The sequence below is a fragment of the Gryllotalpicola sp. genome (assembly GCF_027352875.1).
In the GTDB taxonomy this organism is placed as follows: Bacteria; Actinomycetota; Actinomycetes; order Actinomycetales; family Microbacteriaceae; genus Gryllotalpicola.
In genome coordinates, this window is the sequence record NZ_DAIEII010000006.1 from 1 (window position 1) to 24,009 (window position 24,009).

General features: G+C 66.5%; 38 protein-coding genes. 36 read left to right on the top strand and 2 right to left on the bottom strand.

Features of this window, described 5'->3' with window-relative positions; translation table 11 throughout:
- Positions 1 to 291: 291 nt before the first annotated feature.
- From rpsJ to M7D61_RS00745, 31 genes are all read left to right on the top strand, one after another.
- Positions 292 to 600 carry a 30S ribosomal protein S10 gene (rpsJ, locus tag M7D61_RS00595; RefSeq protein ID WP_298226538.1) on the top strand — a complete coding sequence of 103 codons (309 nt, stop codon included), beginning with the start codon at positions 292 to 294 and terminating at the stop codon, positions 598 to 600.
- Positions 601 to 613: 13 nt separating this feature from the next.
- Positions 614 to 1,270: a 50S ribosomal protein L3 gene (gene rplC, locus M7D61_RS00600; RefSeq protein WP_298226540.1), complete on the top strand. Its 657-nt coding sequence runs from the start codon at positions 614 to 616 to the stop codon at positions 1,268 to 1,270.
- Positions 1,271 to 1,272: 2 nt separating this feature from the next.
- Positions 1,273 to 1,917, top strand: coding sequence for a 50S ribosomal protein L4 (gene rplD, locus M7D61_RS00605; protein WP_298226541.1), 645 nt, complete (start codon positions 1,273 to 1,275; stop codon positions 1,915 to 1,917).
- A complete protein-coding gene (gene rplW, locus M7D61_RS00610; protein ID WP_298226543.1) occupies positions 1,917 to 2,213 on the top strand; it encodes a 50S ribosomal protein L23 in 297 nt (98 codons plus the stop codon). Before rplD ends, rplW begins: the two co-directional genes overlap by 1 nt.
- A gap of 16 nt (positions 2,214 to 2,229) precedes the next feature.
- Positions 2,230 to 3,069, top strand: a complete 840-nt coding sequence (gene rplB, locus M7D61_RS00615; RefSeq protein WP_298226545.1) for a 50S ribosomal protein L2 — start codon at positions 2,230 to 2,232, stop codon at positions 3,067 to 3,069.
- A 12-nt stretch (positions 3,070 to 3,081) separates the two neighbouring features.
- Positions 3,082 to 3,363 (top strand): 30S ribosomal protein S19, encoded by a 282-nt coding sequence (gene rpsS, locus M7D61_RS00620; protein WP_298226547.1) that lies wholly within the window; start codon positions 3,082 to 3,084, stop codon positions 3,361 to 3,363.
- Positions 3,364 to 3,390: 27 nt separating this feature from the next.
- Positions 3,391 to 3,756: a 50S ribosomal protein L22 gene (gene rplV, locus M7D61_RS00625; RefSeq protein ID WP_298226549.1), complete on the top strand. Its 366-nt coding sequence runs from the start codon at positions 3,391 to 3,393 to the stop codon at positions 3,754 to 3,756.
- A complete protein-coding gene (gene rpsC, locus M7D61_RS00630; RefSeq protein WP_298226552.1) occupies positions 3,756 to 4,499 on the top strand; it encodes a 30S ribosomal protein S3 in 744 nt (247 codons plus the stop codon). The genes rplV and rpsC overlap by 1 nt, the downstream gene beginning before the upstream one ends.
- Positions 4,499 to 4,918: a 50S ribosomal protein L16 gene (gene rplP / locus M7D61_RS00635; protein ID WP_298226554.1), complete on the top strand. Its 420-nt coding sequence runs from the start codon at positions 4,499 to 4,501 to the stop codon at positions 4,916 to 4,918. The genes rpsC and rplP overlap by 1 nt, the downstream gene beginning before the upstream one ends.
- Positions 4,918 to 5,238 (top strand): 50S ribosomal protein L29, encoded by a 321-nt coding sequence (gene rpmC, locus M7D61_RS00640; protein ID WP_298226557.1) that lies wholly within the window; start codon positions 4,918 to 4,920, stop codon positions 5,236 to 5,238. The genes rplP and rpmC overlap by 1 nt, the downstream gene beginning before the upstream one ends.
- A 2-nt stretch (positions 5,239 to 5,240) precedes the next feature.
- Positions 5,241 to 5,579, top strand: a complete 339-nt coding sequence (gene rpsQ, locus M7D61_RS00645; RefSeq protein WP_298226559.1) for a 30S ribosomal protein S17 — start codon at positions 5,241 to 5,243, stop codon at positions 5,577 to 5,579.
- On the top strand, positions 5,579 to 5,947 hold the full coding sequence (gene rplN / locus M7D61_RS00650; protein ID WP_298226561.1) for a 50S ribosomal protein L14: 369 nt from the start codon (positions 5,579 to 5,581) through the stop codon (positions 5,945 to 5,947). Before rpsQ ends, rplN begins: the two co-directional genes overlap by 1 nt.
- A gap of 2 nt (positions 5,948 to 5,949) precedes the next feature.
- Positions 5,950 to 6,309, top strand: a complete 360-nt coding sequence (gene rplX / locus M7D61_RS00655; protein ID WP_298226563.1) for a 50S ribosomal protein L24 — start codon at positions 5,950 to 5,952, stop codon at positions 6,307 to 6,309.
- Complete coding sequence (rplE, locus tag M7D61_RS00660; protein WP_298226565.1) at positions 6,309 to 6,890, top strand: 50S ribosomal protein L5; 582 nt, start codon at positions 6,309 to 6,311, stop codon at positions 6,888 to 6,890. Before rplX ends, rplE begins: the two co-directional genes overlap by 1 nt.
- A 76-nt stretch (positions 6,891 to 6,966) precedes the next feature.
- On the top strand, positions 6,967 to 7,365 hold the full coding sequence (gene rpsH / locus M7D61_RS00665; protein WP_298226567.1) for a 30S ribosomal protein S8: 399 nt from the start codon (positions 6,967 to 6,969) through the stop codon (positions 7,363 to 7,365).
- A gap of 6 nt (positions 7,366 to 7,371) precedes the next feature.
- Positions 7,372 to 7,908, top strand: a complete 537-nt coding sequence (gene rplF / locus M7D61_RS00670) for a 50S ribosomal protein L6 (RefSeq protein ID WP_298226570.1) — start codon at positions 7,372 to 7,374, stop codon at positions 7,906 to 7,908.
- 2 nt (positions 7,909 to 7,910) lie between these two features.
- On the top strand, positions 7,911 to 8,270 hold the full coding sequence (gene rplR / locus M7D61_RS00675; protein WP_298226572.1) for a 50S ribosomal protein L18: 360 nt from the start codon (positions 7,911 to 7,913) through the stop codon (positions 8,268 to 8,270).
- 35 nt (positions 8,271 to 8,305) lie between these two features.
- Positions 8,306 to 8,983, top strand: a complete 678-nt coding sequence (gene rpsE / locus M7D61_RS00680; RefSeq protein ID WP_298226574.1) for a 30S ribosomal protein S5 — start codon at positions 8,306 to 8,308, stop codon at positions 8,981 to 8,983.
- Positions 8,983 to 9,168, top strand: a complete 186-nt coding sequence (gene rpmD, locus M7D61_RS00685) for a 50S ribosomal protein L30 (RefSeq protein ID WP_298226576.1) — start codon at positions 8,983 to 8,985, stop codon at positions 9,166 to 9,168. The genes rpsE and rpmD overlap by 1 nt, the downstream gene beginning before the upstream one ends.
- Positions 9,168 to 9,851 (top strand): 50S ribosomal protein L15, encoded by a 684-nt coding sequence (gene rplO, locus M7D61_RS00690; RefSeq protein WP_298226578.1) that lies wholly within the window; start codon positions 9,168 to 9,170, stop codon positions 9,849 to 9,851. Before rpmD ends, rplO begins: the two co-directional genes overlap by 1 nt.
- A gap of 114 nt (positions 9,852 to 9,965) precedes the next feature.
- A complete protein-coding gene (gene secY / locus M7D61_RS00695) occupies positions 9,966 to 11,288 on the top strand; it encodes a preprotein translocase subunit SecY (RefSeq protein ID WP_298226579.1) in 1,323 nt (440 codons plus the stop codon).
- Positions 11,285 to 11,881: an adenylate kinase gene (locus tag M7D61_RS00700; RefSeq protein ID WP_298226581.1), complete on the top strand. Its 597-nt coding sequence runs from the start codon at positions 11,285 to 11,287 to the stop codon at positions 11,879 to 11,881. Before secY ends, M7D61_RS00700 begins: the two co-directional genes overlap by 4 nt.
- A 6-nt stretch (positions 11,882 to 11,887) precedes the next feature.
- Entirely contained in the window at positions 11,888 to 12,718 is an 831-nt protein-coding gene (gene map / locus M7D61_RS00705) for a type I methionyl aminopeptidase (protein WP_298226750.1), read from the top strand.
- Positions 12,715 to 13,605: an aminotransferase class IV gene (locus tag M7D61_RS00710; RefSeq protein WP_366083705.1), complete on the top strand. Its 891-nt coding sequence runs from the start codon at positions 12,715 to 12,717 to the stop codon at positions 13,603 to 13,605. The genes map and M7D61_RS00710 overlap by 4 nt, the downstream gene beginning before the upstream one ends.
- Positions 13,606 to 13,816: 211 nt before the next feature.
- Positions 13,817 to 14,038, top strand: a complete 222-nt coding sequence (infA, locus tag M7D61_RS00715) for a translation initiation factor IF-1 (RefSeq protein WP_021759551.1) — start codon at positions 13,817 to 13,819, stop codon at positions 14,036 to 14,038.
- A gap of 59 nt (positions 14,039 to 14,097) precedes the next feature.
- On the top strand, positions 14,098 to 14,214 hold the full coding sequence (gene rpmJ / locus M7D61_RS00720; RefSeq protein ID WP_298226584.1) for a 50S ribosomal protein L36: 117 nt from the start codon (positions 14,098 to 14,100) through the stop codon (positions 14,212 to 14,214).
- 129 nt (positions 14,215 to 14,343) lie between these two features.
- The gene (rpsM, locus tag M7D61_RS00725; protein WP_298226586.1) at positions 14,344 to 14,724 is read left to right on the top strand and encodes a 30S ribosomal protein S13; all 381 of its coding nucleotides are present in this window, start codon (positions 14,344 to 14,346) and stop codon (positions 14,722 to 14,724) included.
- A gap of 33 nt (positions 14,725 to 14,757) precedes the next feature.
- The gene (gene rpsK, locus M7D61_RS00730) at positions 14,758 to 15,162 is read left to right on the top strand and encodes a 30S ribosomal protein S11 (protein WP_298226588.1); all 405 of its coding nucleotides are present in this window, start codon (positions 14,758 to 14,760) and stop codon (positions 15,160 to 15,162) included.
- Positions 15,163 to 15,316: 154 nt separating this feature from the next.
- Positions 15,317 to 16,306, top strand: a complete 990-nt coding sequence (locus tag M7D61_RS00735) for a DNA-directed RNA polymerase subunit alpha (RefSeq protein ID WP_298226590.1) — start codon at positions 15,317 to 15,319, stop codon at positions 16,304 to 16,306.
- A gap of 22 nt (positions 16,307 to 16,328) precedes the next feature.
- A complete protein-coding gene (rplQ, locus tag M7D61_RS00740) occupies positions 16,329 to 16,904 on the top strand; it encodes a 50S ribosomal protein L17 (protein ID WP_298226592.1) in 576 nt (191 codons plus the stop codon).
- 68 nt (positions 16,905 to 16,972) lie between these two features.
- Positions 16,973 to 17,839, top strand: coding sequence for a tRNA pseudouridine synthase A (locus M7D61_RS00745; RefSeq protein ID WP_298226594.1), 867 nt, complete (start codon positions 16,973 to 16,975; stop codon positions 17,837 to 17,839).
- Positions 17,840 to 17,952: 113 nt separating this feature from the next.
- On the opposite strand, the gene M7D61_RS00750 is transcribed toward M7D61_RS00745, so the two are convergent.
- Positions 17,953 to 19,677 (bottom strand): hypothetical protein, encoded by a 1,725-nt coding sequence (locus M7D61_RS00750; RefSeq protein ID WP_298226596.1) that lies wholly within the window; start codon positions 19,675 to 19,677, stop codon positions 17,953 to 17,955.
- A 5-nt stretch (positions 19,678 to 19,682) separates the two neighbouring features.
- Positions 19,683 to 20,273 carry a hypothetical protein gene (locus tag M7D61_RS00755; protein ID WP_298226598.1) on the bottom strand — a complete coding sequence of 197 codons (591 nt, stop codon included), beginning with the start codon at positions 20,271 to 20,273 and terminating at the stop codon, positions 19,683 to 19,685.
- A 136-nt stretch (positions 20,274 to 20,409) separates the two neighbouring features.
- On the opposite strand from M7D61_RS00755, the gene M7D61_RS00760 reads away from it, so the two are divergent.
- From M7D61_RS00760 to glmM, 5 genes are all read left to right on the top strand, one after another.
- A complete protein-coding gene (locus M7D61_RS00760) occupies positions 20,410 to 20,751 on the top strand; it encodes a PadR family transcriptional regulator (RefSeq protein ID WP_298226600.1) in 342 nt (113 codons plus the stop codon).
- Positions 20,752 to 20,753: 2 nt separating this feature from the next.
- Positions 20,754 to 21,200 carry a hypothetical protein gene (locus M7D61_RS00765; protein ID WP_298226602.1) on the top strand — a complete coding sequence of 149 codons (447 nt, stop codon included), beginning with the start codon at positions 20,754 to 20,756 and terminating at the stop codon, positions 21,198 to 21,200.
- A 334-nt stretch (positions 21,201 to 21,534) separates the two neighbouring features.
- The gene (rplM, locus tag M7D61_RS00770; RefSeq protein ID WP_298226604.1) at positions 21,535 to 21,981 is read left to right on the top strand and encodes a 50S ribosomal protein L13; all 447 of its coding nucleotides are present in this window, start codon (positions 21,535 to 21,537) and stop codon (positions 21,979 to 21,981) included.
- Between the two features lie 29 nt (positions 21,982 to 22,010).
- On the top strand, positions 22,011 to 22,496 hold the full coding sequence (gene rpsI / locus M7D61_RS00775; RefSeq protein WP_298226606.1) for a 30S ribosomal protein S9: 486 nt from the start codon (positions 22,011 to 22,013) through the stop codon (positions 22,494 to 22,496).
- Between the two features lie 21 nt (positions 22,497 to 22,517).
- On the top strand, positions 22,518 to 23,891 hold the full coding sequence (gene glmM / locus M7D61_RS00780) for a phosphoglucosamine mutase (protein ID WP_298226609.1): 1,374 nt from the start codon (positions 22,518 to 22,520) through the stop codon (positions 23,889 to 23,891).
- The last annotated feature ends 118 nt before the right edge of the window (positions 23,892 to 24,009 follow it).

Consider the following 24,009-nt stretch of genomic DNA (forward strand, 5'->3'; position numbering starts at 1 on the left):
GCTTATACGGTTCAACACTCCGGCCTTCGAGTCGGATCACTGCCAGGCAGTGCATAGCCCTTCCTTCTTCGGAGTCAGGCTAGGCCGCAGGCAGCAGGACATCGCTCAAGCCGACATCAGATCGAGCGCAGGTGATCTGCGCCCGGTCTTCTGGCGTGAGTTGAAAACGAAACAGCGGCTACCTATGTGTAGTGCGGCATCGGCCGGTAGTCCGGCCGGTGCAGAACGCGTCCAATGCGACTCGTCCGAGAGGGCGGGGCGTACGACGCCCGACAAGAGAGCGAGACAGCGATGGCGGGGCAGAAGATCCGCATTCGACTGAAGTCGTATGACCACGAGGTCATCGACACCTCGGCGCGCAAGATCGTCGACACCGTGACCCGCGCGGGTGCAACGGTCGTTGGCCCCGTGCCGCTTCCGACGGAGAAGAACGTGGTGGTCGTCATCCGTTCGCCGCACAAGTACAAGGACAGCCGCGAGCAGTTCGAGAAGCGCACGCACAAGCGCCTCATCGACATCATCGACCCGACCCCCAAGGCCGTCGATTCGCTCATGCGCCTCGACCTCCCGGCCGAGGTCAACATCGAGATCAAGCTGTAGGGGGGCGGATCCGATGTCTGCGCACACCAAGAACGTCAAGGGCCTGCTCGGCAAGAAGCTCGGCATGACCCAGGTCTGGGACGAGAACAACAAGCTCGTCCCGGTGACCGTCGTCGAGATCACTCCGAACGTCGTCACGCAGATCCGCACGCCCGAGCGCGACGGCTACAGCGCCGTCCAGATCGCTTACGGCCAGATCGACCCGCGCAAGGTCAACAAGCCCGCCTCCGGCCACTTCGAGGCCGCCGGCGTGACTCCGCGCCGCCACCTGACCGAGGTCCGCACCGCCGACGCCGGCTCGTACGAGCCCGGCCAGGAGCTCACGGTCGACGCGACCTTCGCTGCGGGCCAGCTCGTCGACGTGGTCGGCACCTCCAAGGGCAAGGGCACCGCGGGCGTGATGAAGCGCCACAACTTCAAGGGTGTCTCGTCCTCGCACGGTTCGCACCGCAACCACCGCAAGCCGGGCTCGATCGGCGCGTCCTCGACCCCGTCGCGTGTCTTCAAGGGCATGCGGATGGCGGGCCGCATGGGCGCTGAGCGCGTCACGGTCCTCAACCTGACGGTCCACTCGGTCGACGCCGAGAAGGGCCTGCTGCTGGTCAAGGGCGCCGTTCCCGGCGCGCGCGGCCGCATCGTGTTCGTTCGCAACGCCGTGAAGGGGGCCTAGCCATGACCGCTCTCGATATCGTCGACGCCAAGGGCAAGAAGGCCGGCTCGGTCGAGTTGCCCGCCGAGTTCTTCGACGTCCAGACCAACGTCCCGCTCATCCACCAGGTCGTCGTCGCGCAGCTTGCTGCTGCCCGCCAGGGCACGCACAAGACCAAGAACCGCGGCGAGGTCTCGGGTGCGGGCCGCAAGCCCTTCAAGCAGAAGGGCACCGGCCGCAGCCGCCAGGGCTCGGTGCGTGCGCCGGAGCACACCGGCGGTGGCGTCGTCCACGGTCCGGTGCCGCGCAGCTACGCGCAGCGCACTCCCAAGAAGATGATCGCCGCCGCTCTCCTCGGCACGCTGTCCGACCGCGCCCGCGCCGGCCGTCTCTTCGTCGTCGAGGCCATCGTCGGCGAGACGCCGTCGACCAAGGCGGCCGTCGCGCTGCTGGGCAGCCTGACCGACGCCAAGAACGTCCTCGTCGTGCTCCACGCGGCCGACGAGGCCGGCTGGCTGAGCGTCCGCAACCTCCCGACGGTCCACGTCCTCGACGCCGGCCAGCTCAACGCGTACGACGTCCTCAACAGCGACGCCGTCGTGTTCACGAAGGCCGCCTACGAGACCTTCGTGGCCGCGAAGACCAAGAAGGAAGAGGTGACCGCGTAATGGCTGCCAACAAGGACCCGCGCGATGTCATCATCGCGCCGATCGTGAGCGAGAAGAGCTACGGGCTCATCGACGAGGGCAAGTACACGTTTCTCGTCGACCCGCGCTCGAACAAGACCGAGATCAAGCTCGCCATCGAGTCGATCTTCTCGGTCAAGGTCGCCTCGGTGAACACCCTCAACCGGCCGGGCAAGACGCAACGCACCAAGTTCGGCATCGGCAAACGCAAGGACACCAAGCGCGCCATCGTCACCCTCAAGTCCGGTTCCATCGACATCTTCACGGCCGTCGGCTAGGAGCGAAGGAAGAGAAATGGCTATTCGCAAGTACAAGCCCACGACCCCGAGCCGTCGCGGCTCCTCGGTCGCCGACTTCGCCGAGATCACCCGTTCGACTCCCGAGAAGTCGCTGCTGCGCCCGATCTCCAAGACCGGCGGTCGCAACAACCAGGGTCGCATCACCACCCGCCACATCGGCGGCGGTCACAAGCGCCAGTACCGCGTTATCGACTTCCGTCGAGGCGACAAGGACGGCGTGAACGCCACGGTCGCGCACATCGAGTACGACCCGAACCGCACGGCCCGCATCGCGCTGCTGCACTACGTCGACGGCACGAAGCGCTACATCCTCGCGCCGAACGGCCTCAAGCAGGGCGATGTGATCGAGCAGGGCGCGAGCGCCGACATCAAGCCGGGCAACAACCTGCCGCTGCGCAACATCCCGACCGGTACGGTCATCCACGCGATCGAACTCAAGCCGGGCGGCGGCGCGAAGATGGCCCGCAGCGCGGGCGCCTCGGTGCGCCTCGTCGCCAAGGACGGCCCGTACGCGCAGCTCCGCCTGCCTTCGGGCGAGATCCGCAACGTGGATGCTCGCTGCCGTGCCACCATCGGCGAGGTCGGCAACGCCGAGCAGTCGAACATCAACTGGGGCAAGGCCGGCCGCCTGCGCTGGAAGGGCGTCCGTCCGACCGTCCGCGGCGTCGCGATGAACCCGATCGACCACCCGCACGGTGGTGGCGAGGGCAAGACTTCCGGTGGTCGCCACCCTGTCTCTCCGTGGGGTCAGAAGGAAGGCCGTACGCGCCATCGCAACCTCGAGAGCGACAAGCTCATCGTTCGCCGCCGTACCGCCGGCAAGAAGCGCAAGTAGGAGTTCACGAAGATGCCACGCAGTCTCAAGAAGGGTCCCTTCGTCGACGAGCACCTGCTTCAGAAGGTGGTTCGCCAGAACGAGGCCAGCACCAAGGTCGTCATCAAGACCTGGTCGCGCCGATCGATGATCATCCCGGCCATGCTCGGACACACCATCGCGGTGCACGACGGTCGCAAGCACATCCCGGTGTTCGTCACCGAGACGATGGTCGGCCACAAGCTGGGCGAGTTCGCACCCACCCGCACCTTCCGCGGTCACGAGAAGGACGACAAGAAGGGTCGCCGCCGCTGATAGCGGTGGCGTAAGGAGGAGAGAGAAATGGTGGAGTCGATCGCCCGTGTGCGACACATCCGCATCACGCCTCAGAAGGCTCGTCGTGTCGTCGACCTCATTCGCGGCAAGCAGGCTCAGGAGGCACTGGCCATCCTGAAGTTCGCCCCGCAGGGTGCGAGCGAGCCGGTCTACAAGCTCGTCGCCTCGGCCATCGCCAACGCGCGGGTCAAGGCCGACGCCTCGAACCAGTACCTGGATGAGCAGGACCTCTACGTGAGCCGCGCCTTCGTCGATGAGGGAACCACCCTCAAGCGATTCCAGCCGCGCGCCCAGGGCCGTGCCTTCCGCATCAACAAGCGCACCAGCCACATCACAGTGGTCTTGGCGACTCCCGAAGAGGGGACGAAGTAATGGGTCAGAAGGTCAACCCCTACGGCTTCCGACTCGGAATCACCACCGACCACCGGTCGCGCTGGTTCTCCGACTCGACGAAGCCCGGTCAGCGCTACGCCGACTATGTGGCCGAGGACATCAGAATCCGCCAGCTGCTGCAGTCGACGCTCGACCGCGCCGGCGTGGCGCGCATCGAGATCGAGCGCACCCGCGACCGCGTCCGCGTCGACATCCACACTGCCCGCCCGGGCATCGTGATCGGCCGCCGCGGCGCCGAGGCCGAGCGCATCCGCACCGACCTCGAGAAGCTCACCGGCAAGCAGATCCTGCTCAACATCCTCGAGGTCAAGAACCCCGAGGCCGAGGCCCAGCTCGTCGCGCAGGGCATCGCCGAGCAGCTCTCCGCCCGCGTGGCCTTCCGCCGCGCGATGCGCAAGGGCTTGCAGGGTGCGCAGCGCGCTGGCGCCAAGGGCGTCCGCGTCCAGGTCTCCGGCCGCCTCGGCGGCGCCGAGATGAGTCGTTCGGAGTTCTACCGCGAGGGCCGCGTTCCGCTGCACACCCTCCGCGCGAACATCGACTACGGCTTCTACGAGGCGAAGACGACCTACGGCCGCATCGGCGTCAAGGTGTGGATCTACAAGGGCGACATCACCAACAAGGAACTCGCGCGCGAGCAGGCCTCGAAGCCGAGCGGCCGCACCGACCGCCCCCGTCGCGGCCCGCGTACCGAGGCCCCGATCGCGGAAGGAGCGACGGCATAATGCTGATTCCCCGCAGGGTCAAGCACCGCAAGCAGCACCACCCCGGCCGTGACGGCCAGGCCACTGGTGGCACGAAGGTCAGCTTCGGCGAGTACGGCATCCAGGCCATCACGCCTGCCTACGTGACCAACCGGCAGATCGAGGCGGCGCGTATCGCCATGACCCGCCACATCAAGCGCGGCGGCAAGGTCTGGATCAACATCTACCCGGACCGCCCGCTGACCAAGAAGCCCGCCGAGACCCGCATGGGTTCCGGCAAGGGCTCGCCCGAGTGGTGGGTCGCGAACGTCAAGCCGGGTCGCGTCCTGTTCGAGGTGGCCGGTGTCAACGAGCAGCTCGCTCGCGAGGCGCTCAGCCGCGCCATCCACAAGCTGCCTCTCAAGGCACGCATCATCAAGCGCGAGGAGGGTGACGCGTAATGGCCGTCGGTACCAAGGAGCTCGGTTCCACCGAGCTCGACATGTTTGACGAGGCCCGTCTCGGCGAGGAGCTGAAGAAGGCCAAGGAAGAGCTGTTCAACCTGCGCTTCCAGTCGGCCACCGGCCAGCTCGAGAGCCACGGCCGCCTCCGTGCGGTCAAGCGCGACATCGCCCGCATCTACACGGTGCTGCGCGAGCGCGAGCTCGGCATCCGCGCCGTCCCGATCCCGGCCGAGGCGAAGCCCGCCAAGAAGAGCACCAAGAAGGCCGCTGCCGCCGCTGAGGCGACCGAGAGCGACACTGAGACGAAGGAGGTGTAGCCATGGCTGAGACCGCCACCGGGGCTGCCCCGAAGACCGCGGCGAAGAAGCCGGCCGCCGCGAAGGCGGAGGCCGTGTCCCCCGCTGTCGCGCGTGGCTACCGCAAGACCGTTCGCGGCTACGTCGTCAGCGACAAGATGGAGAAGACCATCGTCGTCGAGGTCGAGGACCGCAAGAAGCACGCGCTGTACGGCAAGGTCATCCGCACGACGAAGAAGGTCAAGGCGCACGACGAGTCCGGCGCCGCCGGCATCGGCGACCTCGTCCTCATCAACGAGACCCGTCCGCTCTCGGCATCGAAGCGCTGGCGTCTGGTCGAGATCCTGGAAAAGGCGAAGTAATGATCCAGCAGGAAACCCGGCTCCGCGTCGCCGACAACACCGGCGCGAAGGAACTCCTCACGATCCGCGTGATGGGCGGCTCGAGCCGCCGCTATGCCGGCCTCGGCGACATCATCGTGGCCACGGTCAAGGACGCCATCCCCGGCGGCAACGTCAAGAAAGGCGAAGTCGTCAAGGCGGTTGTCGTGCGCACCGTGAAGGAGACCCGTCGTTCGGACGGCTCCTACATCAAGTTCGACGAGAACGCCGCCGTCATCATCAAGAACGACGGCGACCCTCGCGGCACGCGCATCTTCGGCCCGGTCGGGCGCGAGCTGCGCGACAAGAAGTTCATGAAGATCATTTCGCTCGCCCCGGAGGTGCTGTAGCCATGGCGAACATCAAGAAGGGCGATCTCGTCCAGGTCATCTCGGGCGCCACGGAGGCTCGTGGCGGCGACCGCGGCAAGCAGGGCAAGGTCCTCGAGGTCCTCGTCGAGCAGAACCGCGTCGTCGTCGAGGGCGTCAACTACGTCAAGCGGCACATCAAGGTCGGCGAGACGCAGCGCGGCTCGAAGACCGGCGGCATCGAAACCGTCGAGGCTCCCATCCACATCTCGAACGTCGCCGTCGTCGACCCTGAGACGAAGAAGCCGACTCGCGTCGGCCACCGCGTCGAGAAGGTCGTCAAGGACGGCGTCACCACGACCGTTCGCGTCCGCTACGCGAAGAAGTCGGGCAAGGACATCTAATGAGCACCGCAACTGCCGCGCAGGCTGGCACCTACCAGCCGCGCCTCAAGCAGAAGTACCGCAGCGAGATCATTCCTGCTCTCAAGGAGCAGTTCGGTTTCGCGAACCCGCACCAGGTTCCCGGCCTGGTGAAGATCGTCGTGAACACCGGCGTCGGCGAGGCCGCTCGCGACGGCAAGATCATCGACGGCGCCATCGCCGACCTCACGAAGATCACCGGCCAGAAGCCGCAGGTGACGCGCGCCCGCAAGTCCATCGCGCAGTTCAAGCTGCGCGAGGGCCAGCCCATCGGCGCCCACGTCACCCTCCGCGGCGACCGCGCCTGGGAATTCCTCGACCGTCTGCTCTCGCTGGCGCTGCCGCGCATTCGCGACTTCCGCGGCCTCAGCGACCGCCAGTTCGACGGCAACGGCAACTACACCTTCGGCCTCCAGGAGCAGTCCGTGTTCCACGAGATCGACCAGGACAAGATCGACCGCGTCCGCGGTTTCGACATCACCGTCGTGACCACGGCCAGGACGGATGACGAGGGCCGCGCCCTGCTGCGCCAACTCGGCTTCCCCTTCAAGTCCAACGACTAGCACCACCTCCATCCACCACAGGTCGCCGTTTCGTGTAACGGCCGGCGAAACCTGGTGAACAAAGGAAACAACCGAAATGATGATGACAGACCCGGTCGCAGACATGCTGACCCGGCTGCGCAACGCGAACTCCGCGTTCCACGACTCCGTGTCGATGCCGCATTCCAAGCTCAAGGTGACCATCGCCGACATCCTCAAGGCTGAGGGCTACATCGCCGACTGGTCGGTGTCGGACGCTCGCGTCGGCAAGACGCTCACGCTGAGCCTCAAGTTCGGCCCCAACCGCGAGCGCTCCATCGCCGGCATCAAGCGCGTGTCGAAGCCCGGCCTGCGCGTGTACGCGAAGTCGACCGAGCTCCCCACGGTGCTCGGCGGCCTCGGCGTCGCCATCCTGTCCACCTCCTCCGGTCTCCTCACGGACCGTCAGGCCGAGAAGAAGGGCGTCGGCGGGGAAGTCCTCGCCTACGTGTGGTGATCTGAGATGTCGCGTATCGGACGACTGCCCATCAGCATCCCGTCGGGTGTCGATGTGAAGATCGACGGCCAGGCTGTCACTGTCAAGGGCCCGAAGGGCGAGCTCTCGCTCACCGTGGCCCAGCCCATCGCCGTGGCGATCGACGAGCATCGTGTCCTCGTCACCCGTCCGGACGACGAGCGCCTCTCGCGCTCGCTCCACGGTCTGACCCGTACCTTGATCAACAACCAGATCATCGGCGTCACCGAGGGCTACAAGAAGGACCTCGAGATCGTCGGCACGGGCTACCGCGTCGCCCAGAAGGGCAGCGCGATCGAGTTCGCGCTCGGCTTCTCGCACCCCGTCACCGTCGACCCGCCCGCCGGCATCACCTTCCACGTTGAGGGCAACAACAAGATCACGGTGAGCGGCATCGACAAGCAGCTCGTCGGCGAAACCGCCGCCAATGTCCGCAAGATCAAGAAGCCGGAGCCCTACAAGGGCAAGGGCATCCGCTACGCGGGCGAGGTCGTTCGCCGCAAGGCCGGAAAGAGTGGTAAGTAACCATGGCTAACGTCAGCAAGTCCGTCGGGCGCGACCGCCGCCACAGCCGCCTTCGCAAGAAGGTCGTCGGCACCCCCGTCCGCCCGCGTCTCGTCGTGACCCGCTCGGCGCGTCACATCTTCGTCCAGGTGGTGGATGACTCGATCGGCCAGACCGTGGCCTCGGCGTCGACCTTCGAGGCCGACCTCCGCGTCTTCGACGGCGACAAGACCGCCAAGGCCCGCAAGGTCGGCGAGCTCGTCGCCGAGCGTGCCAAGAAGGCCGGTGTCGAGAGCGTTGTGTTCGACCGCGGCGGCAACCGGTACGCCGGTCGTGTCGCGGCCATCGCCGAGGGCGCCCGTGAAGGGGGGCTCGAGCTGTGAGCGAAGAAGCCGTTACCAACAACGAGGAGCAGTTTGTGGCTGAGACCACCGAAGAGAAGCCGGTCGAGACCGCTGCAGGCAGCGACACGACCGTGCGCGACGGCCGCGACGGCCGCCGTGGTGGCCGCGACCGCGGTCCGAACCGCGACCGCGGCAGCCGCGAGAGCGAGAAGAGTCAGTTCCTCGAGCGCGTCGTCACGATCAACCGTGTCTCCAAGGTCGTGAAGGGTGGTCGCCGCTTCAGCTTCACCGCCCTCGTCGTCGTCGGCGACGGCAGTGGCCTGGTGGGCGTCGGCTATGGCAAGGCCCGCGAGGTGCCGCTGGCGATCTCGAAGGGCGTCGAGGACGCGAAGAAGAACTTCTTCCGCGTGCCGCGCGTCGGCAACACGATCCCGCACCCGGTGCAGGGCGAGGCCGCGGCCGGTGTCGTGCTGCTTCGTCCGGCCGCGGCCGGTACCGGTGTCATCGCCGGCGGCCCGGTGCGCGCCGTGCTCGAGTGCGCCGGAATCCACGACATCCTGAGCAAGTCGCTCGGGTCGTCGAACACCATTAACATCGTGCACGCCACCGTTGCGGCCCTGAAGCAGCTCGAAGAGCCCCGTGCCGTCGCCGCCCGCCGTGGTCTCGACTTCGACGAGGTCGCCCCGGCCCGTCTGCTGCGTGCCGAAGTCCAGGCAGCCGAGGCTGCCGCTGCAGCGAAGGCAGGTGCCTGATGTCCGCCCGCATCAAGGTGACCCAGATCAAGTCCAAAATCAGTGAGAAGCAGAACCAGCGCGACACGCTGCGCAGCCTCGGTCTCAAGCGCATCGGCGACACGGTGATCCGTGAAGACAACGCGCAGAACCGCGGTTATGTGCGCGCCGTCGCCCACCTGGTGAAGGTTGAGGAGATCGACTAATGGCAGACGAGACGCCGGCGGCAGAGCCCGCCAAGAAGCCTGCCGCCAGGACGGCGGCGCCCAAGGCCGCATCGACGGCCAAGGCTGCCGCCCCGAAGGCCGGTGCCAAAACGGAGCCCACTGCGAAGGCCCCGGCCGCGAAGGCGGCCGCCGAGAAGTCGGTCGAGGCCGCTGCCGAGACGCCGACGGTCAAGGCCGTCGCCCCGAAGGCTGCGCCCAAGACGGCAGCCGAGACGGCGGAGAAGGCGAGCCTGCTCAAGGTCCACCATCTCCGTCCAGCAGCCGGTGCCAGAAAGGACCGCACTCGCGTCGGCCGCGGCGAGGGCTCGAAGGGCAAGACCGCGGGCCGCGGCACCAAGGGCACCAAGGCCCGCTACCAGGTTGCGCCCGGCTTCCAGGGGGGCCAGCTCAACTCCGTGATGCGAGCGCCGAAGCTGCGCGGCTTCAAGAACCCGTTCCGCACCGAGTACCAGGTCGTGAATCTGGCCAAGCTCGCCGAGCTCTACCCGAAGGGCGGCGACGTCACCGTTGCAGACCTCGTGGCGAAGGGCGCGGTCCGCAAGAACGAGCTGGTCAAGGTCCTCGGCGACGGCGACATCGCGGTGAAGCTCACCGTGTCGGTCGACAGGGTCTCGAGCACGGCCTCGAAGAAGATCGTCGCCGCCGGAGGCGAGATCAAGTAGTCGTCGCGGCGACCGGTGCCGTGAGGCCTGGACGCGCTGGGTAGAGTGATCGGCGGGGTGGCCTTTCTGCGGAAAAGCCACGACCGACTCTTATTCGGAAAGCAGGATCGTTCGTTGTTCAGTGCCGTCGCGCGGATCCTGCGCACCCCCGACCTGCGCAGGAAGCTCCTCTTCACGCTTGCGATCATCGCGATCTTCCGCCTCGGCTCGGTAATTCCGTCGCCGTTCGTGAACTTCGCCAACGTCCAGGCCTGCCTCGGCACCAATGCGGGTACGACGGGCCTCTACGAGCTCATCAACCTCTTCAGCGGCGGTGCGCTCCTCAAGCTCTCGATCTTCGCGCTGGGCATCATGCCCTACATCACCTCGTCGATCATCGTGCAGCTCCTGCGAGTGGTCATTCCGCACTTCGAGACCCTGTACAAGGAGGGCCAGGCCGGCCAGGCCCGCCTCACCCAGTACACCCGCTACCTCACGATCGCGCTCGGCGTCCTCCAGTCGACGACGCTCGTCACCGTGGCGCGCAGCGGCGCACTGTTCGGCACGAACAGCACGTACGAGTGCGGGCACATCGTCACCAACAGCAGCTGGTACGCGATCCTCCTCATGGTCATCACCATGACGGCAGGCACCGGCCTCATCATGTGGATGGGTGAGCTCGTCACCGAGCGCGGCATCGGCAACGGAATGTCGCTGCTCATCTTCACCTCGATCGCCGCGCAGTTCCCGACCTCACTCTGGTCGGTCGCGCAGTCCAAGGGCTTCGGCATGTTCCTCATCGTCATCGCCATCGGTCTCGTCGTCGTCGCCGCCGTCGTGTTCGTCGAGCAGTCGCAACGGCGCATCCCCGTGCAGTACGCGAAACGCATGGTCGGTCGGCGCACCTACGGCGGCAACAACACCTACATCCCCATCAAGGTGAACATGGCCGGCGTCGTGCCGGTGATCTTCGCCTCCTCGCTGCTCTACCTGCCGGCGCTCATCGCCCAGTTCAACCAGCCGGCCGCCGGCCAGCAGCCCGCGGCGTGGGTCACCTGGGTGACGAACTACCTCACCAAGGGCGACGGGCCGTTCTACATGGCGCTCTACGCGCTGCTCATCATCGGCTTCACCTACTTCTACGTCGCGATCACGTTCAATCCGGAGGAGGTCGCCGACAACATGAAGACGTACGGCGGCTTCATCCCCGGCATCCGTGCGGGTCGCCCGACCGCCGAGTATCTTGACTACGTGCTCACCCGCATCACGCTGCCCGGTTCCATCTACCTCGCACTCGTGGCGCTCATCCCGCTCATCGCCTTCGCAGTGCTGGGCACGAGCCAGAACTTCATGTTCGGCGGCACGTCGATCCTCATCATCGTCGGCGTCGGCCTCGAGACGGTCAAGCAGATCGACTCGCAGCTCCAGCAGCGTCACTACGAAGGGCTCCTTAGATGACCACCGGCGCGCGTCTCCTCATCGTCGGCCCGCCTGGCTCGGGCAAGGGCACCCAGGCCCAGTTCATCGCCGATCGCTACGGCGTACCGGCCATTTCGACCGGTGACATCTTCAGAGCCAACATCAAGAACGAGACCCCGCTCGGGCTCGAGGTGAAGGCGATCACGGCGCGCGGCGAGTACGTGCCCGACGAGATCACGAACCGGATCGTCGCCGACCGTCTCGCCGAGGCCGACGCGGCGAACGGATTCCTCCTCGACGGCTACCCGCGCACCACCGGTCAGGTGGCGTTCCTCGACGAGCTGCTCGCCGCGAGCGGCGCACGGCTCGACGCGGTCATCCAGCTCGAGGCCGAGACGGACGAGGTCGTGAGCCGGCTGCTCAAGCGCGCCGTGGAGCAGGGCCGCAGCGACGACTCCGAAGAGGTCATCCGTCACCGGCTCGACGTCTACGCGAGCGAGACCGCGCCGCTGCTCTCGCTCTTCGGCGAGCGCGGTCTGCTCGTCGCCGTCGACGGCCTGGGTGCGATCGACGACGTTACCGCGCGGATCTCCGAGGGCCTCGCCGAGCGGGGCATCCGGGCCGCGGAGTAGCCCGTGATCGGCGTGCGCCGCTCCATCTACAAGTCGCCGGCGCAGCTGCGTCTCATGGTCGAACCCGGCCTCGCGACCGCGGCCAGCCTCGACGCCGTCGAGGCGGCGATCCTCGTCGGCGTCACGACGCTCGATCTCGACGCCGCGGCCGAGCGGGCCATCCGGGCGGCGGGGGACAAGCCCAACTTCCCGCTCGAGCGCGGCTACTTCCACACCATCTGCGCGTCGATCAACGACGAGGTCGTCCACGGGATCCCGGGGGCGCGGGTGCTCGAGCCCGGTGACATCGTGTCGATCGACAGTGGCGCGATCTCCCCTGAGGGGTGGAACGGCGACGCCGCGCGCAGCTTCGTGCTTCCCGGCGGTGACTCCGCGACCGCGGCCCAGCGCGAGGAGCTCAACCGGGTCACGGAGCAGTCCCTGTGGCACGGCATCGCGGCGCTGTCGCGGGCGGTGCACCTCAACGAGGTCGGCGCGGAGATCGAGGACTACATCCTGTCGCAGGGCCGGTACGGCATTCTCACCGACTACGTCGGCCACGGCATCGGCAGGCGGATGCACGAGGATCCGCCGGTGTTCAACTACGCGGTACGTGAGCGCGGCCCCGAGGTGAAGCCGGGTCTCGTCGTCTGCATCGAGCCCATGGTGACGCTCGGCGGCGCCGACACCTACATCCGCAGCGACGGCTGGATCATCGTCACCGAGGACGGCAGCGCCGCCTCGCACTGGGAGCACACCGTCGCAGTCCACGCCGACGGCATCTGGGTCCTCACGGCCGAGGACGGCGGTGCGGCCGGCCTCGCGCCCTTCGGCATCGAGCCGGTGCGCCCCGCGTGAGCCCCAAGGTTTTCATGGTCGACGTGGCCGCTGCAGATGCCGCCGAACCGGCGTCGGGCTGGGCGGGAACCATCCAGGAAGTGTCGCCCGGCACGCCGAGCCTGCAGGTGACCGACCTCGGCGCACAGCGCGGCGATGGCATCTTCGAGACCCTCGGCGTCGTCGCCGGGTATCCCCAGGCTGTCGAGACGCACATGGCGCGCTTCGCCGAATCCGCCCGCTTGCTCGATCTTCCCGCTCCGAACCAGGCCCAGTGGCGCGACGCGATCAGGTCCGTCGCCGCCCGGCTCACGACGACGAGCCAGTGGGGCATCAAGACCGTTCTCACGCGCGGCGTCGAGGGCACCGGGGTGCCCACCGGCTGGATCGCCGCGACCGACTCGGGCAGCGAGTTCCCGCTGCGCACTGCGGGGCTGCGCGTCGTCACGCTCGACCGCGGGTACCCGAGCGACGCCGCGCAGCGCGCGCCCTGGTTGCTGCCCGGTGCCAAGACGCTCTCCTACGCCGTCAACATGGCGGCTCTCCGCGAGGCGCGCCGGCGCGGCGCGGACGGCGCAATCTTCGTCACCTCGGACGGGTTCGTCATGGAGGCACCCCAGTCGAGCGTCATCCTCAGGCGGGGCAACCGCATCGTCACCCCGCGCACGGACATCGGCATCCTGCTCGGCACCAGCCAGCTCAGCGTCTTCGCCTTGGTCGCCGAGTGGGGGTTCGAGACCGCCGAGAAGCTGGTCCCGACATCGCAGCTGCGGGATTCGGACGGCGTCTGGCTGCTCTCGAGCGTGCAGCTCGCGACTCCGGTGACACGCGTCGACGAGGCGGATATCGCCGTCGATCGCGATCTCACGGATCGCCTCAACGCCGCGCTCCTCGCACGACGCGACTAGCGGCCCGGGGGTGACGGCCCACCGGGTCGCAGGGTCGTTACCTCGCCAGCGGCAGGCGGCGTGGCTCGGCCCGATTGGAAGCATCGGTCCGAATCGCATAAGATAGCTCTTTGGTGCCTCGCGCCCTTCCAACGGCGCGCGCTTTCGGGCGTGTCGACACCATCATCCCCGCATGAACAGCGGACTCAACCTTTTTAGCGACAGTGAGGCTATGGCCAAAAAAGACGGTGTGATCGAGATCGAAGGGTCTGTGGTCGAGGCTCTCCCGAACGCCATGTTCCGGGTCGAGTTGACCAACGGGCACAAGGTCCTCGCCCACATCTCGGGCAAGATGCGCCAGCACTACATCCGAATCCTCCCCGAGGACCGCGTGATCGTCGAGTTGAGCCCATACGACCTCACCCGCGGCCGCATCGTCTATCGCTACAAGTAAGAGCCCGCTGCACAAGTAACGGCCCCCCGCGGGGCACGAAGACAGCGAAGGAAAGCAACATGAAGGTCAACCCCAGCGTCAAGCGCATCTGCGAGCACTGCAAGATCATCCGCCGCCACGGCCGCGTCATGGTGATCTGCTCGAGCAACCCGCGTCACAAACAGCGCCAGGGCTAGGTCCCCGAAGCTTCACTACTGAACACACCCGGCGACGCCAGAACGCTCCTCGGAGCGGGACACCTCGAGTTGGAGGCTCGGGCACCGGCGCCGTCTCACACCTCCACTTACCCAGAGGAGTAAGTCCCCATGGCACGTCTGGCAGGCGTCGACATTCCGCGCGAGAAGCGCGTGGAGGTCGCACTGACGTACATCTACGGTGTCGGCCGCACTCGGTCTCTTCAGACCCTTGCCGCCACCGGCATCTCCGGTGACATCCGCGTGAAGGACCTCACCGACGACCAGTTGGTCACGCTCCGCGACTACATCGAAGGCAGCTTCAAGGTCGAGGGCGACCTCCGCCGCGAGGTCGCCGCCGACATCCGCCGCAAGGTCGAGATCGGCTCCTATCAGGGTATCCGTCACCGTCGCGGACTCCCGGTCCACGGCCAGCGCACCAAGACCAACGCGCGCACCCGCAAGGGCCCCAAGCGCACCGTCGCCGGCAAGAAGAAGGCCGGCCGCAAGTAATCGCGCGGCACGAGAAGGATTCAGGAGAACACCATGGCTGCACCTAAGACCTCCAGCGCCGCGCGCAAGCCGCGCCGCAAGGAGAAGAAGAACATCGCCGTGGGCCAGGCCCACATCAAGAGCACCTTCAACAACACGATTGTCTCGATCACCGACACGACTGGCGCCGTCATCAGCTGGAAGTCGTCTGGCGGTGTCGGCTTCAAGGGTTCGCGCAAGTCGACCCCGTTCGCTGCTCAGCTCGCCGCCGAGGCGGCTGCCCGAGAAGCGCAGGAGCACGGCATGAAGAAGGTCGACGTCTTCGTGAAGGGTCCGGGGTCGGGCCGGGAGACCGCGATCCGCTCTCTCCAGGCTGCCGGCCTCGAGGTCGGCAGCATCAACGATGTGACTCCGCAGGCGCACAACGGCTGCCGCCCGCCGAAGCGCCGCAGGGTGTGACGCGAAGCGTCGAGCCCGCGCACGGGTAGGCCAGCGCGCTCCAGGCGCGTGTCGAACCCCGACCGGCAGCACCGCGCCCGCCCACTCTTGACAACTCAACAACCCACCTCCCGCAGGGGTCATATATCGGTCCCCTGGCCGAAAGGAATAAACAGTGCTCATTGCACAGCGTCCCACTCTGACCGAGGAGACGATCTCGGAGTTCCGCTCGCAGTTCGTCATCGAGCCGCTTGAGCCGGGCTTCGGTTACACGCTCGGCAACTCCCTTCGCCGCACCCTGCTGTCGTCGATCCCCGGCGCCGCCGTGACCAGCATCCGGATCGACGGCGTGCTGCACGAGTTCAGCACGGTGCCCGGCGTGAAGGAGGACGTCACCGAAATCATCCTCAACATCAAGGGCCTCGTCGTCTCGAGCGAGCACGATGAGCCCATCACCGCCTACCTGCGCAAGCAGGGCGCGGGTGAGGTGACGGCCGCCGACATCTCGGCACCGGCCGGCGTCGAGATCCACAACCCCGAGCTCGTCATCGCGACGCTCAACGACAAAGCGAAGCTCGAGGTCGAACTCACCGTCGAGCGCGGCCGCGGCTACGTCTCGGCCCAGCAGAACCGCAACGAGTTCAGCGAGGCCGGCCAGGTTCCGATCGACTCCATCTATTCGCCGGTCCTCAAGGTCACGTATCGCGTCGAGGCCACCCGCGCCGGCGAGCGCACCGACTTCGACCGCCTCGTCGTCGATGTCGAGACCAAGCCGGCGATCAGTCCACGCGACGCCCTCGCTTCGGCCGGCCGCACTCTCGTCGAGCTCTTCGGCCTCGCTCGCGAACTCAATACCGCCGCGGAAGGCATCGAGATAGGTCCCGCTCCGGTGGACGCCGTTCTCAGCTTCGAGTTGTCGATGCCGATCGAGGATCTCGACCTGTCGGTACGCTCCTACAACTGCCTCAAGCGCGAGGGCATCAACACGGTGAGCGAGCTCGTCTCCCTCTCGGAGAACCAGCTCATGAACATCCGCAACTTCGGCCAGAAGTCGGTGGACGAGGTCAAGGACAAGCTGACCGAGATGGGCCTTGCCCTGAAGGACTCCGTTCCCGGCTTCGACGGCGCGCACTTCTACAGCGGCGCCGACGACGAGAACTACTGATTGAAGACGGAGAGACACCACCATGCCTAAGCCCACGAAGGGTCCCCGCCTCGGAGGCGGCCCGGCCCACGAGCGCCTGCTGCTGGCGAACCTGGCCGCCGCTCTGTTCACGCACAAGTCGATCACGACGACCGAGGCGAAGGCCAAGCGCCTTCGCCCGCTCGCCGAGCGTCTCGTCACCTTCGCCAAGCGCGGTGACCTGCACGCCCGTCGCCGCGTTCTCGCGGTGATCAAGGACAAGAGCGTCGTGCACGAGCTGTTCACGCAGATCGCACCCCTCGTCGCCGAACGCGAGGGCGGCTACACCCGTATCACCAAGATCGGCTTCCGCAAGGGCGACAACGCGCCGCTGGCCGTCATCGAGCTCGTACTCGAGCCGGTTGTGAAGAAGCCGTCGGTGAAGAAGGCCGGTGCGGCGGCCGTCGCGCCGGTCGCCGTCCCCGTCGAGGAGGCGCCCGGCGCGCCGGCCGAGTCGGCGGAGGAGAGCGCTGACGCCGTCGAGACCGAGGCTGCGGAGAACGCGGCCGAGGACGCTGCGGAGGAGAGCGCCGTCGAGGAGGCCGCCGAAGCCGCCGAGGTCGAGGAGACCGCCGAGTAGGCATCCTGCCACCTGATGAAGGCCCCGCCGCCGCAAGGTGCCGGGGCCTTCGCCGTTAACCTGGACGGGTGAGCGAGGCATCCGGCGACGTGCGCATCCGCCTCGACCTCGCCTATGACGGCACCGACTTCAACGGCTGGGCGAAGCAGCCCGGGCTCCGCACTGTGCAGGGCGTGCTCGAGGACGCGCTCGGTGTGCTGCTGCGCAAGGCGGGCGCCCCCCCGCTGCTCGTCGTCGCTGGTCGTACGGATGCCGGTGTTCACGCCCGGGCGCAGGTCGCCCACCTCGACCTGTCGGCAGCGCATCGCGAGGCGCTCTACGCGGTACGCGGCGCGCTGTCCGACGATCCGGGTGCCGCACTCGCCTACCGGCTGAACGGCATCCTCGGCGCGGACAGCGACATCGTCGTGCACCGCGGTTCTGTTGCGCCTGCGGGGTTCGACGCCAGATTCTCGGCGGTCTGGCGACATTACGAGTACCGGATCTCGGATGCGCCGGAGAACCGCGACCCGGTGCAGCGTCGGCGCACCGCCTGGCTGAGCGCCGTGCTCGACGACACCGCGATGTCCGAGGCATCCGGTGCGCTCCTCGGCCTCCACGACTTCGCGGCGTATTGCAAGCCGCGCGAGGGGGCGACGACGATCCGGACGCTGCAGCGCTTCGAGTGGCGTCGCGATGGCGAGGGCACTCTCACGGCCGCGGTGCAGGCCGACGCCTTCTGCCACAGCATGGTCCGCTCGCTTGTCGGCGGTGCGGTCGCGGTGGGCGAGGGTCGTCTGGAACCGGCGCGGCTTGCCGCGATCCTCGCCGGAGGCGAGCGCACGAGCGCGTTCGCGGTCATGCCGGCGCACGGCCTCAGCCTCGTCGAGATCGCTTACCCGGCAGATGACGCGCTCGCCGCCCGTGCCGAGCAGACCCGAGCACGCCGCGGCTGACCGGTACGAGCAAGCGGCTTCTCATCAAATACATTTCTGGACTCGTTTCGCGACGGTATAGCAGCGAAATAATTGAGGCTGTGTTGGCGATCGCGCCGGATGGGGAGCCCGCGTCACCAGATGAATCCATCCTGTTCAAACCTTCCGTCGATGAGAAGTACCGCGGCCGTGATGTCCACGATGCCCACGACGCATCTGCCTCCGGCGCGCGAATCGCAGTACCAGCCGTCATATGCGAATGTCGCAGCCGCTTGCTCCCTTGCGTCCTCGGGCGAAGCAAGCACGACGGATGCGAGCGCCGTGGATGCGAGATCGACGTCAGCCGACTTGGCAGACAGCTTGTATGCCACCCCGCTTCTTTGTGGAACGAGCGACGCAGCAAGCTCAGTCGATGTGCCCTCGGTTGCGGGTTCGGCCGTCGCCGAATCGCTTATTAGCAGTTGGATCAGGTAGACGTCCAGAACAGAGGGCTCTCCTGTCGCAACGCGCGCGGCAAGTGCATGCGTTGAGACGTCAGAGACCCAACCGCGCGAGGGGATTCCGAGCCGGGCGGCAGCAGATACCGCCCGGCCCGCCGAGATAAGGTCGTTCGACGCAATGTCTTGCGCCACGGCCGAACGCAGGAGCGGGGCAAGCTTCTGCTTCATGGTGTCCGAGGGCATATAGCCTGCGTACTCTGCCAGCTCTGACCAGTACGGAAGTTCGGTCGGGCTTGGGGAATCCTTATCAAATTCTTGGCCAAGGGCCTTATCGAGCGATGAGTGACTGACCCCGTAGTCGATACCGCATTTCATAGCAACCCATGCCCAGGCACCGCTCGCAGTGAGCGACGGTGCACTCGGGGCCATCCAGCCTCGTTCGCTGGCGCCGCTTGTCAGGTCGAGCTTGCGCGTATCGCCACCGAGATAGTGCAGGTAGTAGGTGATTTGAGGATCTGGGGCGGTACTCCCGGCGAATCCAAACCAGCCGCCCGGAAACGCGACGATGTTCGATGCGAGGCTTGAGGCTACGAAGTCACTCGATTGCCCTAGCTCGTCATTGAGTTGATGCAGGGCTGCGAGCGCCGGAAGCGTTGTCTCGTCGAGTGGGGTGTCCGTCAATTCCGCGGCCCACTTGCCCGCAAGCATAGACATCTCACTCCGCATCACCGCCGTTGCGTCGTTCTCTTCGATCAAAGCGACGGCCGCGAGAGATGTGCCCTGAATTTGCTCCGGAGTGGAGTGGCCACGGCTGAGCGCAGCCTGGAGCCCGCTCTTGAGGTAGTCCGTCGCTGTCTGCGGGATCGAAACCGAGACTCGCTCCAGTGCAAGCGCTACGCGAGCTGTTGCCAATAGAGATGATTTATCGGAGGGCTGGCCTGCGAAGGCTCCATTCGACGTCAATATCCGAGCCTGTTCGCCTACCAGGCGCGCGAGCTGGGCAGAGGCGTCCTCGGAACTTGTCAGCAGATAGAGAGCAGAAGCCCTATCTCCGATGGAGTCTATGCCGGAGTCGGACCAGTGCTGTTCGAGGAATCGCGAGAGAGCGGACGTGCTGACGATTGGCGGGATCGCGTACCCGTACAGCTTGGAGAGCAAAAGAGTCCATACCGTTTGGTACACGCTTGGGTCCGCGTTGAAATCCTCAACATCTCGATATATCAAGGGGCCGTTCGTCCACGCGGCAACGCTTGCCGCCTGCTGGGCCCGTTCGGCGTTCTGGCATGTGGCGCTGAGAGGCTGGTGGTTGGACGTACCTTGGCTGATCGCGGCAACGGCGGCGCCTGCCGAAGCAAGCACGACCGCCGCCGCCGCAGTCAAAGCAACGAGAACACGTTTTCGCGTGCGCTGCCTTCTCATCCTGGCTAGTTGGTGGTCAGGTGGTAACTGTTGCCCGAGACGGACCAGTCCGCCGTCTCGTTCTCGTTGAAAGTGAAGAGCGGCCCGGACCACACCGCGCCGCTGGCGGTGTCGGTCGTCTTCGTGGAATTTGTTTGATGGCCCTTGTAGTCCACACCTTCGTTGAAGATGTTGCCCGAGGCGCCGAAGGGAACGCTCACCGTCACGAACAAGCCGGTTACCCAGTAATGATTGTCGATGTCGACAGTCCCCTTGCCCGACCCCGTCCATTTGGTCGTTGCCGTGCCGGAAAGAAGTTCAGCATAGGTGCCCCAGTTGGCGATATTGACAGTCGACTTGAACGAGTTACTGATGTGGTTGCCGCTGCTCGAGGCGGAGATGGTGTGGTTTCCATCGGCCATCGAACTGGACACCTGCGGGGTGACCACGCCTGCGGTGGCAGGCTGCGCCTGAGTGCGGATCACGAGGGTGCCGCCGGTTGAGCTTGTGGCGTCGCCGGTGCTGTCCGCCAGCGCGGCTCCTGCCGGCCCCCGATCAGTAGCCCAGTCACTGCGAGTCCGATAACAGCGGCCCCGAAGCCGGATCGCGCCTTCCATTTCGTGTGCATATGTTGACCTTCTTTTCGAGTTTGATCGCACAATTTGTGTGCTTTGTTCAAGTTAGCAAGATAGCCCCGTGCGAACCAGTACTCTGAATACGGTGATACTTTGCGTTACAAGGTACAATGGTGGTGTGGCGAACGGTGACACTACGAATCAGCTTCGTCGTGGTGCTCTGACGCAACTGATTCTGGCGATCGTGAGTAAGGGGCCGACGTATGGGTTGTCGATTGTGAAAGAACTGCGCTCCTCCAGTGCCCTGTCAACGCCAGAAGGTGCTGTTTACCCGTTGCTCAGCCGAATGGAGGAAGCCAACCTCCTCGCCAGTGAATGGTCACTGGCGGAATCCCCACATCCACGTCGCTACTTTTCGCTTACGCCACTGGGGGCACAGGAACTGGCCGACTTTCGAGTCGACTGGGAAGAGTTCAAGCGAGCGCTCGACGGCATTCTGCAGGGTTCGGAAAGGAACTGAAAGTGGAGAACAACACACCCGCAGGGCTTCGGGACAATTACCTGAAGGACTTCGATCGCGCCGCGCGCAGCCTCCCGATCGAACGCCGAGCAGCACTGAGGTCGTCCGTGGTGGAACACCTCGACGACGCGCTAGCGGAATCCGCTGATGCGCGCGACATGCTCAGCGCAATCGCTGGCCTGGGCGAGCCTGATGCGCTTGTGCGCGAGGAGTCACAGAGTTCCATATCGCCGAGGCGATCAGGACGAGCTCGCCACATCATTCTGGTCGCGGTAGCCGTTTTGGCGATCATCTGGGCAGTGCTCGGTCTTGCCGCAATCGTCTGGGCGTTGACGGATGGGCCGTTATGGACGCTCGCTGCCGGCATCGTTCTCGTCGTCTCAGGCGCTGTCCTTACGACGCTCTGCCTTCGCGGAGTAGGTGCGCGAAGGGGCTCCTCCAAGCGGTAGAACTTGCGCCGTCGACTCAGACGTCTTCCGAGTGGACCGCCAGGCAGCAGTAACCTCACTCCATCCTTGGCGGAGGATCCCGAAATACCACGTGCTGCCTCGAACCCTGACCCGCCGCGGTCAGGCCGCGCCGAGCAGACGAGGGATCGTCGCTGAAGGCGGATTTGAGGGTCCGACTCCGCTGGCGTAGGCTATCCCCTTGGTGCCTGCGCCCGCCGCCGACACCCAGGAAGTTGAGCCCTCCACCGAGGCGTTCGCGCGGCGTCGTCGTTCGAATCCCTCACCGGAGCGGGATTCACGACCAACCCAACTCCGACAGAAAGCAGCCACTACTGTGACGCGCACGTACAGCCCCAAGGCAGGCGAGATCCAGCGCGACTGGGTCGTCATCGATGCCACTGACGTGGTGCTCGGCCGCCTGGCCAGCCACGCCGCCGCGATCCTCCGCGGCAAGAACAAGCCGACCTTCGCCCCTCACATGGACACCGGCGACTTCGTCATCATCATCAACGCCGAGAAGGTCGCGCTGACCGGCCAGAAGGCTGCTCAGAAGATCGCGTACCGCCACTCCGGCTACCCGGGCGGCCTCAAGGCCACGTCCTACGCCGAGCTTCTCGAGAAGAACCCGGTTCGCGCCGTCGAGAAGGCGATCCGCGGCATGCTCCCGAAGAACTCCCTCGGCCGCGCCCAGCTCGGCAAGCTCAAGGTGTACACGGGTGAGCAGCACCCGCATGCCGCGCAGCAACCCAAGCCCTACACCTTCACGCAGGTCGCCCAGTAGGCGCCGGAACAGACTTAGAGGACATTTCCGTGGCAGAGATCGCAGACCAGCTCGACCCGACCATCGTCGAGAGCTTCACCACCGAGACCCCGGCCGCCGCGCCGACGGCTCCCCGTGCCCCGCTCACCGTCCCCGGTGCCGCAGTGGGCCGCCGCAAGGAGGCCATCGCCCGCGTCCGTCTCGTCCCGGGCAGCGGCACCATTACCGTCAACGGCCGTGAGTTCGCCGACTACTTTCCGAACAAGCTGCACCAGCAGCTCATCACCGACCCGTTCAAGGTGCTCGACCTCATCGGCTCGTACGACATCGTCGCGCGCATCAGCGGCGGCGGCCCTTCCGGTCAGGCGGGTGCGCTGCGCCTCGCGGTCGCGCGCGCGCTCAACGAGATCGACCGCGAGAACAACCGTGCGGCACTGAAGAAGGCGGGCTTTCTCACCCGCGACGCGCGCGTGACCGAGCGCAAGAAGGCCGGTCTCAAGAAGGCTCGCAAGGCTTCGCAGTTCAGCAAGCGCTGATCACGCGCTAGCGTGCCAGTCATGCCTCGCCTGTTCGGCACCGACGGCGTTCGCGGGCTCGCGAACGGCCCTGTCCTCACTGCCGACCTGGCGCTCGGCCTCGCACAGTCCGCCGCGGTCGTCCTCCTCAGGGGTCGTCATGCGGACGAGCGCCGCGCCCAGGGCAGGAGGCCCACGGCCGTCGTGGCCCGCGACACCCGTATCAGCGGCGAGTTCCTCGTCGCCGCGGTGTCCGCAGGGCTTGCGGCGTCCGGCATCGACGTGCTCGACGCCGGGGTCATCCCGACGCCGGCGACCGCGTTCCTCGTCGCTGACAGCGACGCCGACTTCGGCGTCATGCTCTCGGCCTCGCACAACCCCGCCCCCGACAACGGCGTCAAGATCTTCGCCCGTGGAGGCACCAAACTCCCCGACATCGTCGAGGACCGCATCGAAACAGCCTTGGATGGGCCGAAGCTGCTGCCGACCGGCGGCGATGTCGGGCACATCCGCCGGTTCGCGGATGCCGAGGACCGCTACATCCTGCACCTCATGCGCGCGCTGCCGTATCGACTCGACGGCATCCACATGGTGCTGGACTGCGCCAATGGCGCGGCTTCCGGCGTCTCGCCCGAAGTTTTCACCCTCGCCGGCGCGAAGGTGACGGTCATCGCCAACGAGCCCGACGGGCTCAACATCAACGACGGCGTGGGGGCGACCCACATCGACAACCTCGCCCGGGCCGTGCTCGAGCACGGCGCCGACGTCGGCATCGCCCACGACGGCGACGCGGACCGCTGCCTCGCCGTCGACGCGGACGGTAACGCCATCAGCGGCGACCAGGTCATGGCGATCCTGGCCCTCTCGCTCAAGAAGCGCGGCAAGCTCGCGAAGGACACTCTGGTCACGACCGTGATGAGCAACCTCGGCCTGCACCGGCTGATGCACGAGCAGGGGATCGAGGTCGTCACGACCGGCGTCGGGGACCGCTACGTGCTCGAGAAGATCAACGAGGGCGGCTACTCACTCGGCGGCGAGCAGTCCGGTCACGTGATCCTCAGCGAGTTCGCCACAACGGGCGATGGGTTGCTCACCGGCCTCACGCTGCTCGCGGAGATGGCGCGCACCGGCAAGTCGCTCGCCGAGCTTGCCTCCGTCATGACGGTCTTCCCGCAGGTGCTCATCAACGTGCGCGGGGTCGACCGCCTGGCGCTCGCGGGCGACGAGCGCGTCGCCGCCGCCGTCGCGCAGGCCGAGGCCGAGCTAGGCGACAGCGGCCGGGTGCTGCTGCGCCCCTCGGGCACCGAGCCGATGGTCCGAGTCATGGTCGAAGCGGCGGACCACGACACCGCGAACCGTCATGCCGAGCACCTCGCCGACGTCGTCCGGGAGTGCCTCGCCGCCCCCGTCGTGTAGGCAACGCACCACGACCATCAGCGCGTCGAGGATGCACCCGTGCACGGCAGCTGCAGCCGACCGGGGGCCCGTCCATTGGCTCAGCCATGGCGAGTCGGCGACTGGCTCGCCGCTTCGC